Origin of the sequence: Bradyrhizobium sp. 26S5 (assembly GCF_036923295.1) — a bacterium.
Lineage (GTDB): Bacteria > Pseudomonadota > Alphaproteobacteria > Rhizobiales > Xanthobacteraceae > Bradyrhizobium > Bradyrhizobium septentrionale.
Genome location: NZ_CP145948.1, coordinates 7282461 through 7298545 on the forward strand (window position 1 = coordinate 7282461; position 16085 = coordinate 7298545).

Annotated in this window: 16 protein-coding genes; 6 read left to right on the forward strand and 10 right to left on the reverse strand. The window is 65.9% G+C overall.

Annotation, left to right across the window (positions count from 1 at the left end; genetic code table 11):
- Positions 1-91: 91 nt before the first annotated feature.
- From V5279_RS34325 to V5279_RS34335, 3 genes are read right to left on the reverse strand one after another with little or no spacing between them, the layout of a single operon-like run.
- Positions 92-2359 carry a xanthine dehydrogenase family protein molybdopterin-binding subunit gene (locus V5279_RS34325; protein WP_338691471.1) on the reverse strand — a complete coding sequence of 756 codons (2268 nt, stop codon included), beginning with the start codon at positions 2357-2359 and terminating at the stop codon, positions 92-94.
- Positions 2360-2362: 3 nt separating this feature from the next.
- Entirely contained in the window at positions 2363-3409 is a 1047-nt protein-coding gene (locus tag V5279_RS34330) for a xanthine dehydrogenase family protein subunit M (protein WP_338691472.1), read from the reverse strand.
- Positions 3406-3903: a (2Fe-2S)-binding protein gene (locus tag V5279_RS34335; protein WP_029083667.1), complete on the reverse strand. Its 498-nt coding sequence runs from the start codon at positions 3901-3903 to the stop codon at positions 3406-3408. The genes V5279_RS34330 and V5279_RS34335 overlap by 4 nt, the downstream gene beginning before the upstream one ends.
- A 151-nt stretch (positions 3904-4054) precedes the next feature.
- Here V5279_RS34335 and V5279_RS34340 point away from each other — a divergent pair, with 151 nt between their 5' ends.
- Entirely contained in the window at positions 4055-4705 is a 651-nt protein-coding gene (locus V5279_RS34340; RefSeq protein ID WP_338691473.1) for a TetR/AcrR family transcriptional regulator, read from the forward strand.
- A 15-nt stretch (positions 4706-4720) separates the two neighbouring features.
- On the opposite strand, the gene V5279_RS34345 is transcribed toward V5279_RS34340, so the two are convergent.
- From V5279_RS34345 to V5279_RS34365, 5 genes are all read right to left on the reverse strand, one after another.
- On the reverse strand, positions 4721-5263 hold the full coding sequence (locus V5279_RS34345; protein WP_338691474.1) for a hypothetical protein: 543 nt from the start codon (positions 5261-5263) through the stop codon (positions 4721-4723).
- Between the two features lie 90 nt (positions 5264-5353).
- Complete coding sequence (locus tag V5279_RS34350; RefSeq protein ID WP_338691475.1) at positions 5354-5539, reverse strand: hypothetical protein; 186 nt, start codon at positions 5537-5539, stop codon at positions 5354-5356.
- Between the two features lie 29 nt (positions 5540-5568).
- Entirely contained in the window at positions 5569-6012 is a 444-nt protein-coding gene (locus V5279_RS34355) for a hypothetical protein (RefSeq protein ID WP_338691476.1), read from the reverse strand.
- 338 nt (positions 6013-6350) lie between these two features.
- Positions 6351-7616, reverse strand: coding sequence for a D-amino acid dehydrogenase (locus V5279_RS34360; protein ID WP_338691477.1), 1266 nt, complete (start codon positions 7614-7616; stop codon positions 6351-6353).
- A 107-nt stretch (positions 7617-7723) separates the two neighbouring features.
- Positions 7724-9064 (reverse strand): aspartate aminotransferase family protein, encoded by a 1341-nt coding sequence (locus V5279_RS34365; protein WP_175619344.1) that lies wholly within the window; start codon positions 9062-9064, stop codon positions 7724-7726.
- A 148-nt stretch (positions 9065-9212) separates the two neighbouring features.
- On the opposite strand from V5279_RS34365, the gene V5279_RS34370 reads away from it, so the two are divergent.
- Positions 9213-9761, forward strand: coding sequence for a cupin domain-containing protein (locus tag V5279_RS34370; protein WP_018273259.1), 549 nt, complete (start codon positions 9213-9215; stop codon positions 9759-9761).
- A 68-nt stretch (positions 9762-9829) separates the two neighbouring features.
- Entirely contained in the window at positions 9830-11326 is a 1497-nt protein-coding gene (locus V5279_RS34375; protein WP_338691479.1) for a lysozyme inhibitor LprI family protein, read from the forward strand.
- A gap of 199 nt (positions 11327-11525) precedes the next feature.
- On the opposite strand, the gene V5279_RS34380 is transcribed toward V5279_RS34375, so the two are convergent.
- The gene (locus V5279_RS34380) at positions 11526-12278 is read right to left on the reverse strand and encodes a Crp/Fnr family transcriptional regulator (protein ID WP_414645868.1); all 753 of its coding nucleotides are present in this window, start codon (positions 12276-12278) and stop codon (positions 11526-11528) included.
- 140 nt (positions 12279-12418) lie between these two features.
- Between V5279_RS34380 and V5279_RS34385 the strand changes: the two genes are divergently transcribed.
- The 3 genes from V5279_RS34385 (at position 12419) to V5279_RS34395 (ending at position 14320) form a co-directional block, all read left to right on the forward strand.
- Complete coding sequence (locus V5279_RS34385) at positions 12419-12853, forward strand: hypothetical protein (protein WP_338691480.1); 435 nt, start codon at positions 12419-12421, stop codon at positions 12851-12853.
- 123 nt (positions 12854-12976) lie between these two features.
- On the forward strand, positions 12977-13822 hold the full coding sequence (locus V5279_RS34390) for a caspase family protein (protein ID WP_338691481.1): 846 nt from the start codon (positions 12977-12979) through the stop codon (positions 13820-13822).
- Positions 13823-13915: 93 nt separating this feature from the next.
- Positions 13916-14320: a DUF4864 domain-containing protein gene (locus V5279_RS34395; protein ID WP_338691482.1), complete on the forward strand. Its 405-nt coding sequence runs from the start codon at positions 13916-13918 to the stop codon at positions 14318-14320.
- 31 nt (positions 14321-14351) lie between these two features.
- Here V5279_RS34395 and V5279_RS34400 read toward each other — a convergent pair whose 3' ends face one another.
- Positions 14352-15494, reverse strand: coding sequence for a dienelactone hydrolase (locus V5279_RS34400; RefSeq protein ID WP_338691483.1), 1143 nt, complete (start codon positions 15492-15494; stop codon positions 14352-14354).
- Positions 15495-16085: the final 591 nt, after the last annotated feature.

The following is a 16085-nucleotide window of genomic DNA, read 5'->3' on the forward strand; positions in this document are numbered from 1 at the left end:
AGCGTCGCCCAACAACCAACATTTGTGGTTATGGGTCCCGGCCTTCGCCGGGACGACGACGATGGTTAGCCCGCCATCGTGTCGAGCCGTGTCACCCCAACCCCATCACCAATTCCTCGATCTTGATCGGGAAATTCCGCACGCGGATCCCCGTCGCGTGCCAGACGGCGTTGGCGACCGCGCCGGCGCTGCCGGTGATACCGATCTCGCCGACGCCCTTGATGCCGAGCGGATTGACGTGCGGATCATGCTCGTCGACCGTGATGACGTCCATCGGCGGCACGTCGGCATTCACGGGCACATGATATTCGGCAAGGTTCGCATTGAGGATGCGGCCGGACCTGTGATCCATCACCGCCTCCTCATGCAACGCGAAGGAGAGGCCCCAGATCATGCCGCCGCGCAGCTGGCTCTGCACCATCAGAGGATTGATGATGCGGCCGGCAGCAAACGCGCCGACCAGCCGGGCGGCGCGGATCTGGCCGAGCTCGGGATCGACCTTGACCTCGGCGAAGACGGCGCCATGCGCGTGCATCGCATATTGCGATTGCGCCGCAGGATCGGCCGCGCCAGTGCCGCTGGCCTCGACCTCGGCGACGCCGGCGCGCGCCAGGATCTTGGCATAGCTTTCGCTGCGCGCGTCGTCGTCGCGGCGATGCAGCCGTCCCGCGCGCGCCACCACGCCGGCATTGCCGGCGCCGAACAGCGGCGAGCGCTCGTCCGAGGTGGCGAGCTCGGCGAGTTTTGCGATCGCGGCGGCACCGGCATTGTGGATCGCGGCGCCCACCGTTGCAGTGTGCGCCGAGCCGCCGGCGATGCCGGCATCCGGCAGATCCGATGTGCCCGACAGGAACGAGATCTGATCGAGATCGAGGGCGAGCGCATCGGCCGAGATTTGCGTGAGCGCAGTCCAGGCGCCCTGCCCCATGTCATGCGCGCCGCTTTCCATCACGCCGCGCCCGTCGGCGCGGATCACGGCGCGGGCATTACCCTGGAACATCAGCGCCGGGAACGTCGCGGTGCCCATGCCCCAGCCGACCAGAAAGCCGTTGTCGTCGCGGATCTGCTTCGGTTGCAACGGACGTCCCGCCCAGCCGAAACGTTCGGCGCCCTTCGCGTAGCATTGGCGCAGCGCCTTGGAGGAGAACGGCTTGCCGGTGGTCGGCTCGACCTCGGCGTAGTTCTTCAGCCGGAACTCCAGGGGATCGATGCCGCAGGCGAACGCCGCCTCGTCGATCGCGCTCTCGAGCACGATCGATCCGGTGGCTTCGCCCGGCGCGCGCATGAACAGCGGCGTGCCGGTGTCGACGCGCACCGCTTCATGCGCGGTGCGGATCGCAGGGCTCGCATAGAGCGTGTGCGAGGCGTCGGCAGCGGGCTCGTAGAAATCGTCGAAGCTCGAGGTCGTGATGCGCGCCTCGTGATCGAGCGCGGTCAACAGGCCCACATCGTCGGTGCCGATCCGGATGCGCTGCCGGGTCGCTGAACGATGGCCGACCGGGCCATACATCTGGCTCCGCCGCAGCACCAGCTTGACCGGACGTCCGACCAGCTTGGCCGCCATGACGCCGAGCACCTGCGGGCCGGAAACCAGCCCCTTGGAGCCGAAGCCGCCGCCGAGGAACGGGCTGGTGATATGGATATTCGCCGGCGGAATGCCGAACAGCCCGCCGATTCGCAACTGCGCCATCGCCATGCCCTGGCTCGGCGTGTCGATGAACAGACGGTCGCCGTCCCACACCGCGACGATCGCGTGCGGCTCCATCGCGTTGTGATACTGCGCCGGCGTCTCGTACGTTGCATCGATCCGTTTCGAGGCCGCTGCAAGGCCGGCATCGATATCGCCGTGGCGGACTTCGGCGGGATTGCCGATCCCGACCACCGGCGGTGCATAAGCCTCGCCGGCGTCGAGGCCGACGCGGGCGATCTCGACCTGATAGCGCGGCGACAGCAGCGCAGCGCCTTCGGTCGCGGCCTCCAGCGTCTCGGCGATCACGACCGCGATCGCCTGGTTGGCGTAACGCACCTCGTCGCTCTGCAAGAGCTCCATGCGGAAGGCGAACGGATTGCCCTTGGCGTCGGGGTCTTCCGCAAGAGGCGGCTTATGTGCCGGCGTCATCACGTCGATGACGCCGGGATGGCGCTTGGCGGCGGCGACATCGAGCGCGGTGACGCGGCCGCGCGCGATGCAGCTGGTCGCGATCACCGCATAGGCCATGCCGGGCGGATGATTGTCCGCTGCATAGCGCGCCTTGCCGGTCACCTTGAGCACGCCCTCGGTGCGGGTCAGCGGCTGGCCTATATTCGAGCCATGGCGGAGATGGGCGGGGTCGCGGGTCAGATTGAGTTCAGCTGTCATGCGTCACGCTCCTGCAACGGATGAGAAGGGAGAGCCCGGCAGCGCGGCAATACGGTCCGGCGTGCCTGCGGCAGCAAGGGTGAGCGCGCGCACGACGATGCGCTGCGCGAGTTCGATCTTGAAGGCGTTGTCGCCGGACGGTTTTGCATCGGCGAGCGCGGCGCGCGCCGCCTCGCGATAGCTGGCCGCATCCGCCGCGCGACTGGCGAGCACCTGCTCGGCCTCGCGCGTCCGCCACGGCTTTGCCGCGACGCCGCCGAGCGCGAGCCGCGCTTCACGGATTTTGCCATCTTCGATGCGCAAGGCCGCCGCGGCCGAGACCACGGCGAAGGCATAAGAGGTGCGCTCGCGGACCTTGATGTAGCGGGCGTGCCTGGCAAAGGCCTGTGCTTCGGCCGGCAGGCGCAGCGCGACGATCAGGTCGCCACGCTCCAGCGCGGTCTCGCGTTCCGGCGTCTCGCCGGGCAACCGATGCAGCGCCTCGAGCGGCAGCTCGCGCCGTCCGCTTTTGCCCTCGATCTCGACCACCGCGTCGAGCGCGACCAGCGGCACGCAGAAATCCGACGGATGGGTCGCGATGCAGCCCTCGCTCCAGCCGAGCACCGCGTGCAGGCGGTTCTCGCCTTTCAAGGCGTCGCAGCCGGCGCCCGGCCAGCGCCGGTTGCAGGCGCTGCCGGCGTCGTAGAAATAGGCACAACGTGTCCGCTGCATCAGATTGCCGCCGACGGTGGCGGCATTGCGAAGCTGGGCGGATGCGCCCGACAGCAGCGCTTCGGCCACCGCGGGATAGGTACGGGCGAACTCGGCGTCATGCGCCAGATCGGCATTGCGCACCAGCGCGCCGATGCGCAGGCTCCCGTCGGCGAGATGTTCGATGCGATCGAGCCCGGGCAGCCGCGTGACGTCGACCAGGCGGCTCGGCCGGCTGACGCCGCCCTTCATCAGGTCGAGCAGGTTGGTGCCGGAGGCGAGATAGGTCGCGCCCTTTTCCGAGGCCGCCGCGATCGCATCGGCGACGCTGGCCGGCCTGACATAATCGAAATTCATCATGCGGAGCGCCTCTGTTTTGCGGTGGTCATACTGCTCTGTGCCTCGAGCACGGCCTCGGTGATCCCCTGATAGGCGCCGCAGCGGCAGAGATTGCCGCTCATGCATTCGCGCACGCGCTCCGGATCATCGCCGGCCTGCCCCTCCTGGATCAGGCCGATGCCGCTCATGATCTGGCCCGGCGTGCAGAAGCCGCACTGGAAGCCGTCATGGGCGATGAAGGCGGCCTGCACCGGATGCAGCTGATCGCCGCGCGCGACGCCTTCGATGGTCAAGATCTCGGCGCCGTCATGGCTGACGGCGAGCGCGAGGCAGGAATTGATGCGGCGGCCGTCGACCAGGATGGTGCAGGCGCCGCACTGGCCGCGGTCGCATCCCTTCTTGGTTCCGGTGAGGTCGAGCCGCTCGCGCAACAGGTCGAGCAGGGTGACGCGGGGGTCGTCGAGGACAATTTCCCGGCGGACACCGTTGATGGTGAGACTGAGTGGGAGATTCATGCGGGGCTCCGATCCGTGTATGGTCGGTTGAATCAGGGCAACGCCGTCCCGTGGCCGCCGATCGGTGATCGGCGCGCCTTGTCAGGCCGGGTGCTGGTCGCCATATACGGAGGCGCCCTCCGTTTACAAGGGAGGGCGAGAAGAAAAAACAATGGCCGGTCCATCAACAGAAATTGCTCGCAAGCCGCGCGCCGACGCCGTGCGCAATCGCGAGCGCGTGCTGGAGGCGGCGAAGGCCGTGTTCTCGGCCGGCGGCAGCGAGGCGAGCCTCGAGGCCGTCGCACGCCATGCCGGCGTCGGCATCGGCACGCTGTATCGCCACTTCCCGACCCGCGAGGCGCTGTATGAGGCGGTCTATCGCCGCGAGGTCGAACAGCTCGGCGACCTTGCCGAGCAGTTGCAGAGCGCGCCCGAGCCGGTCGACGCGCTGCGGCGCTGGCTGCGCGCCAATGTCGAATTCGTGGCTACCAAAAAAGGCATGGTCGCCGCGCTGGCGCTGGTCGCGGCCGGCTCGAGCGAGCTGCACGCCTATTCGTTCGATCGCCTGACCAAGGCCATCGGCACCCTGCTCGCGCGCGCGGCCGCGGCCGGCGCGATCCGCAACGACATCAGCGCCGAGGACGTGCTGCGCGCGCTGATCGGCATGTGCTACATGCACGACCAGCCAGGCTGGCAGACCACGGCGCTGCGGCTGCTTGATGTGTTCGTGGACGGCTTGCGGGTGCAGCCGGCGGGCACGATAACGAAGCCCCAAGGGCCTGGGCTGGACGCGAAGAAAGCCAACCGCAAACCGGCGCGCTGACGCGCCGAAATTCGTTCACGCTGCCAGATTGAAGAGAACGCCGAGCGGCAGCCGGGGTCCTGCCGGATTGACATGAAGCACGGCGTCGATGGTGCGCGCGGCAGGGGATGACGGCTTCATCCAGTCAAGATGATCCGCGAGCCAGGATCGCGGCTCCCCGGCGAGCACGATCGCCGATGCCCAGGTAGCAAGCGGATTGTCGCGGGCCAGCGCCTGTTCGCGGCCGGGAATGGTTGCGCCGGCCGCGCCCATCAGATGATGCAGCACCGCCTTGGCAAGCAGGTCATCGAAACATCCGTCATCGACCCGTTCGCTCCCAACGGCATCGATCGCAAACAGCGCGTCGGCTTCGGCGCGACTGACCGAGCGCCCCGTGCGACCGGCAACGCAGAGAATGCGTGCGCATAGCGTGGCATCGGCGGCGTCGATCGTTCGCGAGAAGTGCGCCCGGCCGGCCACGGTGGGTCCCTCGCCCGCAATGATGTCGCAGCACACCAGCGCGAGCGCCGCCGCGCTGCGTGCCGCAGCGTCGGACGTTGACCTCGCGACTGCGGCCACAAGATCGTCCGCGCCGCAGGGCTCCCGCCGGGGCAGTTCAAACTCAGGGCCACGCATCATCGCTCTGTTGTTGATTGCAAGTGGCGGCGCTCAAGGACGCCCGGTGCGCGGCCGCAGCCACCGCATGATGATCGCGTGCGGCGTTCGCCGGCTGCGCGGCAAATCGTGCCGCTGCAGCGCCGCCTTTGCAAAGGCTGCAGCCTGCTCGCTGGAGTGCCGTTTCTCGCGCGCCAGCGTCATCCATTCGCGAATAACCGCGCGTCGTACCTTGGACATCGGAGTTTCCTTTCGGGATCAACTGCGCCTCAGGCCGCCAGCTGCATCGGATGGGCTTGCGACCGCCGCGCCGACAGTGCGCAGCCGTATTGATGCACGATGCCCTGCTCGACGACGAAGCCGCGCTGCTCCAGCGACGCGCGCAGGCTCTGGTTGGCCGAGGCCTTCTGCGCATCGACCCAGACCACCGGCACCGCCCGGGCGCTGAGGAAATTCGCCAGCCAGTCCAGGGCCGGCTCGAGCGCAGGAAGCGTGCGACGCCGCCAGTCGACCAGCGCGGCGTCGTACTGGCCGGCCGGACGGCCACAATTGCCGGTTGCCGCCGCGCGCAGATAGCCGCGCCGGTGCAGCTCGAACATCAACTCCATGCTCTTCGAGCCGGCCACGACGATACGCTGCTGGGTCGTGCAGCCGGCCAGCGCGATCATCGGCTCGATGATCCGGTCGCCGGCGGTAATCTGAAGCGAAGACATGACATCACCTGTTCCCGTTCGCGCTCGCGCGTGCAGCCGAGCCGCGGCGGCCCAGCGTCCGCGGGAGCGCTTGCATCGGGATCAATATCTTCAGCGTGGGATATGAATTCGAGAGCGCTGCACACGCCGCGGCATATGAACCGCATAAGCCCGCGCAAGTGTGCTGAAGTGCACAGACCGGACGGCGATAATCTCGTTAGATGCCGGTATTGCAAACTAGTGAATATTCATGATCCAGCCCGGCCGTCGTGCCGGGCTGTTTCGCGATGATGCAACAAGAAACCCCTCTTGAAGCGGGGCGCCTGGGACCGTGCGGGTCGGCTACTACGACGAGGCCCTCACCCGAACCGGTGATCGTAGCGCTTGATCGACAGCTCCTTGGTGTCGATGTCGGGCTTCTTGCCGGAGAGCATGTCCGCCAGCACCCGGCCCGAGCCGCACGCCATGGTCCAGCCGAGCGTGCCGTGACCGGTGTTGAGATGCAGATTGGCAAAGCGCGTCGCGCCGATCACCGGCGGGCCGTCCGGGGTCATCGGGCGCAGTCCGCACCAGAAGGTGGCCTTGGGAAGATCGCCGCCGCGCGGGAACAGATCGGTCAGCGAATGGTCCAGCGTCGCGCGCCGCGCGGCGTAGAGTTTGGTCGAATAGCCCGAGATCTCGGCGGTGCCGCCGACCCGGATGCGATCGCCGAGCAGGGTGATCGCGACCTTGTAGCTCTCGTCCATCACGGTCGATTCAGGTGCGCCGGCGGCGTCCTTGATCGGCACCGTGATCGAGTAGCCCTTCACCGGATAGACCGGAAGCCGGATGCCGAGCGGTCGCACCAGATGCGGCGAGTAGCTGCCGAGCGCCAGCACATAGGCATCGGCGGTCATCATGCCGGCGCTGGTCGCAACGCCGGTGATCCGGGTCGTGTCCGCATTCAGGCCGTCGATGCCGACGTTGAAGCTGAAGCGCACGCCGATCTTCTCGGCTTCCAGCGACAGCGCCTGCGTGAACATGTGGCAGTCGCCGGTCTCATCATGCGGCAGCCGCAGCCCGCCGGCGAATTTCTGCTTCACAGAGCCGAGCGCAGGCTCGGCTTTGATGCAGCCCTCGCGATCGAGCACCTCGAACGGCACGCCATATTGCTTGAGCACCGCGATGTCATCGCCGGTGTGATCGAGCTGGGCCTGCTCGCGAAACAGCTGCAGCGTGCCGCGTGCGCGCTCGTCATAGCGGATGCCGATGTCATTGCGCAGCGCCTGCAAGCAGTCGCGGCTGTATTCCGCGATCGGGATCATCCGGCTCTTGTTCACCGCGTAGCGCGAGGTGGTGCAGTTGCGCAGCATCTTCAGAAGCCACAGCCACATCACGGGATCGAGCTTCGGGCGGATCACCAGCGGGCCGTGCTTCATCAACAGCCACTTCACCGCCTTCACCGGCACGCCGGGACCGGCCCAGGGCGACGAATAGCCCGGCGACACTTCGCCGGCATTGGCGAACGAGGTTTCGAGCGCGGGCTTCGGCTGACGGTCGATCACCGTCACCTCGTGGCCGGCGCGCGCAAGGTAATAGGCCGACGTGACGCCGATCACGCCACTGCCGAGAACAAGGACCTTCACTTTTCCTCACATCCTGCAGCAACAAACGCAATCGCCGCTGCGAAACCACTCTGCTCCGCAACGGCGACAGCAATTTGTAGAGCTAGCGATTATCTCGCTAGCAATTATCAGGCCACGCGCTTGATGGCGTCGCCCAGGATCGAGACCATGTCGTCGATGTGCTTCTTCTCGACGATCAGCGGCGGCGAGACTGCGAGCGAGTCGCCGCTCATGCGCAGATAAAGCCCGCTGTTGAAGCAATCGACCATGAGGTCGTAGCCGCGCGCGGCGACGACACCATCGCGCGGCGCGACTTCGACCGCGCCCATCAGGCCGATATTGCGGATGTCGACGACGTTCGGCAGTCCCTTCAGCGAATGCAGGCCATCGCGGAAATAATCGGCGAACTGCGCACCGCGCGTCAGCAGGCCTTCATCCTTGTAGATGTCGAGCGTGGCAATACCGGCGGCGCAGGCCACCGGATGCGCCGAATAGGTGTAGCCGTGGAACAGCTCGATCATGCCCTCGGGGCCGGTCATCAGCGCGTCATGGATCTGACGGGTTGCGAACACCGCGCCGCAGGGCACGCTGCCATTGGTGATGCCCTTGGCGGTGGTCATCATGTCGGGCGTCACGCCGAAGAAGTTGGCGGCGAACGGCGTGCCGAGGCGGCCGAAGCCGGTGATGACCTCGTCGAAGATCAGGAGGATGCCGTGCTTGGTGCAGAGCTCGCGCAGCCGCTGCAGATAATTCTTCGGCGGCGGCAGCACCGCGGTCGAGCCCGGCACCGGCTCGACGATCACGGCGGCGATGGTGTCGGCGCCATGCAGCGCCACCATTCGTTCGACGTCATCGGCAAGCTCGGCGCCGTGATCCGGCATGTCCTTGGCGAAGGCGTTGCGCGCCATATCATGGGTATGGCGGATATGGTCGACACCCGGCAGATGGGTTGCGAACTGGCGGCGGTTGGCGACCATGCCGCCGACCGACATGCCGCCGAAGCCGACGCCATGATAGCCGCGCTCGCGGCCGATCAGGCGGGTGCGGGTCGGCTGGCCGGCGGCGCGATGATAGGCCAGCGCGATCTTGAGCGCGGTGTCGACCGATTCAGAGCCCGAATTGGTGAAGAAGATGCGATCCAGCCCCTTCGGGGCAATCTCGGCGAGGCGCTCCGCGAAATCGAACGCCAGCGGATGGCCCATGTTGAAAGAGGGCGCGAAGTCCAGCGTGGTCAGCTGCCGCTCGACCGCGGACGCGATCTGCGGGCGGCCATGGCCAGCGTTGACGCACCAGAGACCGGCGGAGCCGTCGATCACCTGCCGGCCGTCGACGGAGGTGTAATACATGCCCTTGGCGGAGGAGAACAGCCGCGGCGCTTTCTTGAACTGCCGGTTGGCCGTGAACGGCATCCAGAGCGATTCGGTCTTGATGGTGTTCGGAATCTGATGAACGGTCACGGCGCGCTCCATTGCTGACGATGCCTAGTCGGACCACTCTTCCCGGCACTCAACAAGTCCTTTTCTGTCGCACGGCAAGCCATTGATCTTGTTGAGGCGGTCTGCGAAGATTTGTTCGATCCGCAACACCTGCAACAGCGATTTTGCCAAAGGGACTGTCATGAGCGTCGACATCGGCGGGCGGCTGCGATTCATCCGCGCGCGGCACAAGCTGTCGCAGCGCGAGCTCGCCAAGCGCTCCGGCGTGACCAATTCGACAATTTCGCTGATCGAATCCAACCAGATGAACCCGTCGGTCGGCGCGCTGAAGCGCATCCTCGACGGCATCCCGATGGGGCTCGCCGAATTCTTCGCGATCGAGCCGGAGCGGCCGCGCAAGGCGTTCTACCGCGCCGACGAGCTGACCGAGATCGGCAAGAAGCCGATTTCCTACCTCCAGATCGGCGACAGCCTGTTCGGCCGGGCCTTGCAGATCCTGAAGGAGCGCTACGAGCCCGGCAGCGACACCGGCCGGGTGCCGCTGGTGCATGAGGGCGAGGAAGGCGGTATCGTGGTCTCCGGCCGGCTCGAGGTCACGGTCGACGACGAGCGTCGGGTGCTCAACGCCGGCGACGCCTATTATTTCGAAAGCCGCCGCCCGCACCGCTTCCGCTGCATCGGCGCCAAGCCGTGCGAGGTGATCTCGGCCTGCACGCCGCCGACATTTTGAACCGGGCGCGCGCGGCCGGCGACCCAAGGCGCAAGGGCCGCATGCCGCGGCCTCGCAGGTTGTAGCCCATGCCTCGCTCCTCTCGGCTCGCGGCCATTGCCGCGGCCATCACGATCCTGGCGTCCGGCCCGTCCATTGCGATGGACGACTATCTGCGCGCATCGAGCAACGCGCCGACCGCGATCAGGCTGTGCGGTGATACCGGCGACAGCACGATCAAGACCGCCGACTGCAAGAAGGCCGGCACCGACAAGCTCGTGGCGCAGATCGACAAGGCGTTCGATGCGGCGCTTGCAAAAATGCCGGCGACCATCAAGCCGCTGTTGAAGCGCGACCAGGCCTGGTTCAACGAGATGATCATCGACGCCGCGGAGGTTTTGGCCGATGCCGATGCGGACGAGCTGAAGGAGAGTTTCGCCGAGGCGCTGCGCCGCCGCGCCGCCGCGCTCGACGGAATGGCAACCGGCCGGCATGGCCTCGCCGGCAACTGGGTCAACGCCTTCGGCAACATCACGCTGACGCCGGCCGAGGGCGGCGCCTATCGCCTCGCCGCCGATCTCCGTGGCGACTATGGCGGCGACCGGCGACGAAGCTGCAAGCTGACCGCGCTGGTCAAGCCTGCCGCGAGCGGCTGGCTGTCCGGCCCCGCACTCACCGACCCGGCCAAGACCGCCGAACCCGCAAAGCCACCGTCGTTGAAGGTCCGCCGCCAGGGAGAGAGCTTGCGCATCGTTGCGATCCTGGGCGACGACGAGGGCGGCCTCGCCGCATGCGAATCCATGGGGCAGATCACCGGCAGCTATTTTGCCGCCGGCAAGGACGCAGCGTCCGACAAGGCCGATACCACTTTCGTCACCCCGACCTTCGACTGCACCAGGCCGGAGACCGCGACCGATGAGGAAATCTGCGCCGACCCTGATTTGGCCGACAATGACCAGCGCCTGAACCGGGCCTGGAAAGCTTTGCAGCCGCGGCTCGACGAGGCGACGCGGCGCGCGCTGATCGACGACCAGCGCAACTGGGTGAAGAGCCAGACTGAGGAGTACCCGGAATTCCTGCATCCCGCCTGGGAGAAGCAGACCTCGCAGGTGCACGACACCGTCGGTGCCCGCGACCATGTCGACGGATTGCAGCGCGAACGCCTCGCGCTGCTCGAAGGTTTTGACGACAAGCGCAATGGGCTCACCGGCGTCTGGCTCGCCTATAACGCCGTCATCAAGGTCACCGCCGACAGCGACGGCACCCTGAGCGCCACGGGATGGAAGTGGGACCAGGGCGACTGGAAGGCGGGCTGCGACTACGACATGACGGGCAAGATCGTAACCGGCGTGTTTCGCTCCGACGAGCGGCGCAAGAACCCCGATACGCTCGAGCGCGACCACGCCATGCTGATCGTCAACCGGCAGGACGACGTTTTTGCCAAGAAACGCACCGGCAAGGACGGCGCCGAGGATAGCGCCGACGAGGCAAAGTGCCGGCGCCGGCTCGACATCTCCTCAACCGCGCGGCTGTTTCCCGCCCGCCCTTCGCCTGACATCGACAAATTCAAGGGCGCGATCCGCTAAAGCGCGGACAGCGTCACAGATCGCGCGTCTGGCGGTCGCCCCACGCAATGACGATGGCAATGGTGGCGAACATCGCGGTGACGGCGATCATGACAAGGATGGTGTCGAGAGGCATGGGTCGTCTCCTGCTGATGATGGAGAGACCTAGCGCGCCTGCGCGCGCATCGCCTTGTGCTGGATCAAAACCGATGCCGCAGCCTCAGCTCGCGCCGCTCAGCTTGAGCCGTTCGAGGTCGAGCAGCCGCACGCCATCGGGCACGATCAGCACCACCTTCTCGCGCGCAAGCCGGGTCAGGGTGCGGCTCACCGTCTCGATGGTGAGACCGAGATAATCGGCGATGTCCTGCCGGCTCATCGGCAGCGGCACGGTAACGGACATGCTTCCGATCCGGGCGTGTCGCGTCTGCATGTTGAGCAGGAACGCGGCGATCTTTTCCTCGGCACTGCGCCGCCCGAGCAGCAGCATCTGGTCCTGCGCGAGGCTGAGCTCGTGCCCGGCGAATTCATGCAGGCGGCGCAGCAGATGCGGCTTGCCGTCGACATAGGCGAGGAACGTCGATCGCGCGAAACGGCAAACGGCGACCTGGTTCACCGCCTCCGCGGTGACGCCGTAGCGGTCCTGCAGCGCAAGTCCGAGGAAGTCGCCCGGCAGCGCGAAACCGACGATCTGGCGGCGGCCGTCGGGCAATGACTTGTACAGCCGCACGACCCCGTCGGTGACGTTGAACACGCTCCCCGCCGGCGCACTCTGCTCGAACAGCGTCGTTCTTGCCGGGACCTGCTTGGCATGGCTGATCCGGTCGAGCTCCTCGAGCTCGGACGGCTCCAGTGCAGCGCAGACGCTGAACAGCCTGACCTTGCAGTCCTCGCAGCCATTGGTGGCGCGGCCGTGCATGCAGTCGCACGGCGTCGTGCCGGCACACGAATCCTGCAGTGGTTCGGCGATGCTCATGGCTTCGGGGGTCCGCATGGTTTCGATGTCGACACTATCAGCCGCGATTTGATCTGGATCAACCGCCGGGGTCATTGATGCAGATCAATGCTGCGCCGCCCGTTCCCCAGCAATTTCGCCCGTGTTCGGGGAAACCGACGATGAACGAGCATTTCCAAGCACTTCCGATCGACCATCAGCACGCGATCGCGGCCTATCCGCTGGTGTTCATGCATGATGCCAGTATTACCACGGAGCAATGGCTGCAGTTCGTGCGCCGGCGCAGCCGCGGCAGTTCGCCCGAGACCGGGCTGATCGCGATCCGCGATCGCCGTGGCGTCATCCATGCCGTCTTCAGCTACCGCGTCGACAGCGACCTGCGCGTCCGCAAGCGGCTCAGCATCAGCGACCTGATCGTCGCCCATCTGCCCGGCTCACGGATCGACGACGCGGTGTCGAGCGTCGTGGCCGACGTTTCGGCGCAGCACGGCTGCCAGATCGTCACCATCGAGCGGCCCTTCGCGGCGCCCTCAGCGCGGCGGGCCGGATGCCCGACCGCCGAGGCGCTGCTGCACCGCAACCGGCGCGTCAACTGATGTGGCTCCTCGATCTGGATCGGTGCACGCCCGATAGTGGGCGACAGCTTCGTTCGAACCTGAGGCGATCCGGAAAGACCAATCCATAACAGCCCGACGTCCCGCCCCGCGGAGTGCATCACCATGTCCGGCCGAAACGGCATCCTGTCGCGCCTTATCGTCGCGGCATTCGTGCTGTGCATCGGCACCGCCGTTCAGGCCGAGAAGCGGGTCGCACTGGTGATCGGCAATTCCGCCTATCGGAGCGCGCCGAAGCTGCCGAACCCGGCCGGCGATGCCAGGCTGATCTCGGACACGCTGTCGTCGCTCGGCTTCCTCGTGGTCGGCGGCGGCGCGCAGGTCGACCTGACCAAAACCGGCTTCGACGATGTGCTGCAGGCTTTCGGCCGCGAACTGGCCGGCGCCGACGTGGCGCTGTTCTATTATGCCGGCCACGGCGTCGAGACCCACGGCCTGAATTATCTGGTGCCGGTCGACGCCGATCCCGCCAACGAGGGTGACGTGTTCATGCAGGGCATCGCCATGGCCGGCGTGCTCGACCAGATGGAGAAGTCCGGCGCCAGGATCAATCTCGTGCTGCTCGATGCCTGCCGCAACAATCCGTTTCGCGACCGCGGCGTGCGCTCCGCCACCGGCGGGCTGGCGCAGATGCAGGCGCCGGCGGGCACGCTGATCTCGTTTGCGACCCAGCCGCGCAGCGTCGCGCTCGATGGCGACAACGGCCACAGCCCGTACACGCGCGCGCTGGCCGTCACCATGCGGCATCAGGGCTATGGCCTGTTCAGGACCTTCGACGAGGTCGGGCTCGCGGTGGAGAAGGCAACCCATGGCCGGCAATTGCCCTGGGTCGCCGCCTCGCCGATCGCGGACCGGTTCTATTTTTCCGGCGAGCCGGCGGCGGCCAGGGACACCGAGCCTGCACGGGACGCCGGACTAGCGGCCAGGCCGCCGCGGGGCGTGCCGCGCTGATGCAGGCGACGCCTTTGTCGCTTGCAGCGGAAACCAGCCTGGGGTGTCATGCGTAACACAGGTAATCCGACATGTAGCCCTGTGGAGCCCCGCATGCGCGCGATCGCCCTCATTGCCGCCCTTCTGTTCGCTCTCGCCTCATCAGCTGCCGCCGACGACGTCGGCGCCGCGCAGGACGTGATCCGCGCCCAGGAGCAGGCGTTCGGCCGCGACGATGCCGCTTCCGCCTATTCCTATGCCGCGCCCGCGATCCGGCAGATCTTTCCGCAGGCCGACATCTTCATGTCGATGGTGCAGAACCAGTACGCGCCGGTCTATCGCCACAGGAGCTTCGAGTTCGGCGCGGCGCAGAGCGACGGCGACCGGATCGCGCAGCGCGTCCATATCGTCGATGCCAATGGCGAGGCGTGGGAGGCGCTCTACACGCTGGAGCGGCAGGCGGACGGCAGCTTGAAGATCACCGGCTGCTCGCTGCTGAAGGCCGGCCAGGCGGTGTGATCTGCTGGCCTGCTCCCGAGGCTGGAAAACCTCAGGACAAGTCCTTTCTCAGCCGGAGCCTGTCTTCCAGCCAGTCGAATATGACTTCATTGGCCAATGTGGGGTTATCGATATGTCCCTGCATGGCAGCCGTTTCAGCACAGCGAAACAGGATCAGCCGGGCGTCATGATGAATGCTGTCCAATTGATTGCCGAATTCGGTCAGGGCGCCGGGGAGAAGCCAGCCGCCTTCACCCGCGGTGACAAGCAGCGGACAATCGATCCGCCGTGACATCGAGCTGGCGTCTTCAAGCCATCCAGGCTGCTCCCGGCCGGCGGCATGCTGGTAAAAGAAGCTTCTCTCGTGCGAGTCCCAAATGCCGGCGTCGCACACCGCCGCGGCAAATCGGGCGTCGCTTGCGGCGGCTCGCGCGACCAAAGAGGAATTCCATGCATCGGCCACGATCGCGATCCGGCTGCTGTCGACACCCGGCTTCTCCGCGAGATAGTCCAGGATACGGCTCATCGCAGTCTCGAACTTCTGGCCTTCGAGCCGCTCCGGCGACAGAGCCATTTGAGTACCCAAGAGATCCACGGTCAGCAGCGACAGTCCGCGCTCGTTCGCGTGGCTGGCGTATTTGGTGATCAATTCTTCCTTGTAGGAACCCGGCTCGCCAATGCATACGATGACGGGCCCATTGTCGCGGAAAGCCGACGGCAAATAGTAGGCTTGAAGAAAAAGATCTTCAGTCCAGGGAATCGAGAGCACCTGACCGGCTGGCATCCTGTTCTCCAGGAAATTCGTTGCACATCGCCGCATACCGTCGACGGCGCATTTCAAAAGATTGCTGGAGCACCCGGGAAGCCTTGCGGCGGCGTGAAAGTAGGTCGTGGCCCGCAGCCAGTTGTGACGGGCGGTGATCAAATTGCCGTTCAATGACGAAAGATCGGCTCTCGCCTCGTTCAGTTCCGCGGTCCTGATCCATTCTTCGGACCAGGAATTTTCCGAAGCAAGGTCGATCCTGCTCAATGTCAACCAGCATTCGGAAACAGTCGAACCTCCCTCCTGCGCGGCAGCCAGCAGTTTGATGAACTCCGCCGACAAATCCTCTCGGCCCGGCCAGGAAGGCCAGCCCTTGTCGTCAAACTCGACGCCGCTTGACGAGGCGCCGCGCGCCCCCCGGTGGTCATGCATATTCCATCAACTCGTTCGCTTCTCGGAAGGGTCCCTGATCCTGCTTACCGGCAAGCCAACGATTTCGCCTCTACAGCTGAGATCTACGCGTGCGGTTGGTCGCGACAGTTTGCGTTTGTGGTAGGCAGCGGCGGCGCGAACGATACACGAGACGTGACCGGCGAAGCAAAAGCGCCCGGCACATAAGATCAGCAAGCTCGCGTCTCGATGTTGTGCATCGTGACCACAATCTCGGCACTCTGTGCCGGGCACATTGCCGTCAGACCGACAATATCGCTTCGACGCGTCCGTAGCGCTGACGTAACCAATGTGGATGAATGGTGTGGCAATCTGCTCCCTCCTACGACCGGCCTGCTCCGCTGCAGATGTGCGTTCTCGCATGCGCCAATTCGCATCCACGAGCCGCCGGTTCAGTAGCCGCGGAAAGCTGGCGCCGAAATCGCAAACGCCAATCACCCCGCTCTCCCAAGAAAATACACGAGCGCGTTTCATATAATTGAAGTAATTCGTCGGCGGCAAATGTTGATATGGCGGCGCAGGAATGCATTGCGCTTATGCCTGATAGCTGATTGCTGATTGTTGCCGCCGCAA

What these genes read in the sequence shown, in the direction of transcription:
- V5279_RS34395 (WP_338691482.1), top strand. Translation starts at nt 13,916, where the DNA reads ATGCGCGCGATCGCCCTCATTGCCGCCCTTCTGTTCGCTCTCGCCTCA.
- V5279_RS34325 (WP_338691471.1), bottom strand. Translation starts at nt 2,359, where the DNA reads ATGACAGCTGAACTCAATCTGACCCGCGACCCCGCCCATCTCCGCCAT.
- V5279_RS34385 (WP_338691480.1), top strand. Translation starts at nt 12,419, where the DNA reads ATGAACGAGCATTTCCAAGCACTTCCGATCGACCATCAGCACGCGATC.
- V5279_RS34380 (WP_414645868.1), bottom strand. Translation starts at nt 12,278, where the DNA reads ATGAGCATCGCCGAACCACTGCAGGATTCGTGTGCCGGCACGACGCCG.
- V5279_RS34370 (WP_018273259.1), top strand. Translation starts at nt 9,213, where the DNA reads ATGAGCGTCGACATCGGCGGGCGGCTGCGATTCATCCGCGCGCGGCAC.
- V5279_RS34355 (WP_338691476.1), bottom strand. Translation starts at nt 6,012, where the DNA reads ATGTCTTCGCTTCAGATTACCGCCGGCGACCGGATCATCGAGCCGATG.
- V5279_RS34365 (WP_175619344.1), bottom strand. Translation starts at nt 9,064, where the DNA reads ATGGAGCGCGCCGTGACCGTTCATCAGATTCCGAACACCATCAAGACC.
- V5279_RS34400 (WP_338691483.1), bottom strand. Translation starts at nt 15,494, where the DNA reads ATGCATGACCACCGGGGGGCGCGCGGCGCCTCGTCAAGCGGCGTCGAG.
- V5279_RS34350 (WP_338691475.1), bottom strand. Translation starts at nt 5,539, where the DNA reads ATGTCCAAGGTACGACGCGCGGTTATTCGCGAATGGATGACGCTGGCG.
- V5279_RS34335 (WP_029083667.1), bottom strand. Translation starts at nt 3,903, where the DNA reads ATGAATCTCCCACTCAGTCTCACCATCAACGGTGTCCGCCGGGAAATT.
- V5279_RS34390 (WP_338691481.1), top strand. Translation starts at nt 12,977, where the DNA reads ATGTCCGGCCGAAACGGCATCCTGTCGCGCCTTATCGTCGCGGCATTC.
- V5279_RS34340 (WP_338691473.1), top strand. Translation starts at nt 4,055, where the DNA reads ATGGCCGGTCCATCAACAGAAATTGCTCGCAAGCCGCGCGCCGACGCC.
- V5279_RS34375 (WP_338691479.1), top strand. Translation starts at nt 9,830, where the DNA reads ATGCCTCGCTCCTCTCGGCTCGCGGCCATTGCCGCGGCCATCACGATC.
- V5279_RS34330 (WP_338691472.1), bottom strand. Translation starts at nt 3,409, where the DNA reads ATGATGAATTTCGATTATGTCAGGCCGGCCAGCGTCGCCGATGCGATC.